Origin of the sequence: Saccharopolyspora thermophila (assembly GCF_014646075.1) — a bacterium.
In the GTDB taxonomy this organism is placed as follows: Bacteria; Actinomycetota; Actinomycetes; order Mycobacteriales; family Pseudonocardiaceae; genus Saccharopolyspora; species Saccharopolyspora thermophila.
Window position 1 is genome coordinate 1 of sequence record NZ_BMMT01000038.1, and the last position, 1,919, is coordinate 1,919.

Sequence of the window (1,919 nt, forward strand, 5' to 3'; positions counted from 1 at the left end):
CGGTGCTCAGTCGTCGGAGGTTTTCTTCAGTCCTTTGGCGATGAGGTCCATGACGGAGGAGTCGGCGAGGGTGGTGACGTCGCCGATCTCGCGGTTTTCGGCGATGTCGCGCAGCAGGCGGCGCATGATCTTGCCGGAGCGGGTCTTGGGTAGCTCGGGCACGACCATGATCTGGCGGGGTTTGGCGATGGGGCCGATCTCGCGGGAGACGTGCTCGCGCAGTTCGGCCAGGGCGGCCTGGCCGGAGGCGTCGTCGTCGACCCCGCCGCGCAGGATCACGAACGCCACGATGCCCTGCCCGGTGGTGGGGTCGCTGGCGCCGACCACCGCGGCCTCGGCCACGTTGGGGTGCGAGACCAGGGCGGACTCGACCTCGGTGGTGGAGATGCGGTGTCCGGAGACGTTCATGACGTCATCGACCCGGCCCAGCAGCCAGATGTCGCCGTCGTCGTCGTACTTGGCGCCGTCACCGGCGAAGTAGAAGCCCTTGTCGGCGAACTTCGACCAGTAGGTCTCCCGGTAGCGGGCCTCGTCACCCCAGATACCCCGCAGCATCGACGGCCACGGCTCGTCCAGCACCAGCAGCCCGCCCGATCCGTGCGGCACCTGCTCGCCGGCCTCGTTGACGACCTTGGCCGAGATACCGGGCAGCGGCCGCTGCGCCGAGCCGGGCTTGGCCGCGGTCACCCCGGGCAGCGGCGAGATCATGATCGCCCCGGTCTCGGTCTGCCACCAGGTGTCCACCACCGGGGTCCGGTCGGCGCCGATGTGGGTGCGGTACCACGTCCACGCCTCGGGGTTGATCGGCTCGCCCACGCTGCCCAGCAGCCGCAGGCTGGACAGATCGTATCGGGCGGGGATCTGCGTGCCCCACTTCATGAACGTGCGGATCGTGGTCGGCGCCGTGTAGTAGATCGTCACCCCGTACTTGGCCACGACCTCCCAGTGCCGGCCCTCGTGCGGGGTGTTGGGCGTGCCCTCGTAGATCACCTGCGTGGCCCCGTTGGCCAGCGGCCCGTAGACGATGTAGGTGTGCCCGGTGACCCACCCGATGTCGGCGGTGCACCAGTACACGTCGGTCTCCGGCTTGAGATCGAACACCACCCGGTGGGTGTAGGCGGCCTGGGTCAGATACCCACCCGAGGTGTGCAGGATCCCCTTCGGGCGCCCCGTGGTACCCGAGGTGTAGAGGATGAACAACGGCTGCTCGGCATCGAACGCCTCCGGAGTGTGGGTGTCCGGCTGGCCCTGCAGCAACTCGTCCCACCACACGTCCCGGCCCTCGGTCCAGGCGATGTCGGTGCCGGTGCGCTTGACCACCACCACCCGCTCCACACTCGGGGTCTCGGCCACCGCCTCGTCCACATGGGCCTTCAACGGCATCGCCCTGCCCCGCCGGAACTGCCCGTCCGAGGTGATCACCACCCTGGCCTGGGCGTCGTTGATCCGGGTCCGCAACGCCTCGGCGGAAAACCCGCCGAACACCACGCTGTGCATCGCCCCCAACCGGGCACACGCCAGCATGGCAAACACCGCCTCCGGCAGCATCGGCAAATAGATCGCCACCCGGTCCCCAGCACCCACCCCCAACGCGGTCAAAGCGTTGGCGGTACGCGCCACCTCCCGCTGCAACTCCGCATAGGTGATCACCCGCGCATCCCCGGGCTCACCCTCCCAGAAGATCGCCACCCGATCCCCATGACCGGCCTCCACATGCCGGTCCACACAGTTGTAGGCCACGTTCAGCTTCCCGCCCACGAACCACTTCGCGAACGGCGCATCCGACCAGTCCAGCACCTGCGACCACCGCGTGTCCCAGTGCAACTGCTCGGCCTGCTTCGCCCAGAACGCCTCCCGGTCCGCCGCCGCCTCCTCATACAACTCCGCCGACGCATTCGCCTGCGCCGCGAACTCCTCCG

General features: G+C 68.8%; 1 protein-coding gene. It reads right to left on the reverse strand.

Translation table 11 applies throughout. The annotated features are described in order from the left end of the window. Window positions 1-6 precede the first annotated feature (6 nt). On the reverse strand, window positions 7-1,919 hold a 1,913-nt coding region (gene acs / locus IEY17_RS24935; protein ID WP_188991911.1), incomplete at its 5' end, for an acetate--CoA ligase.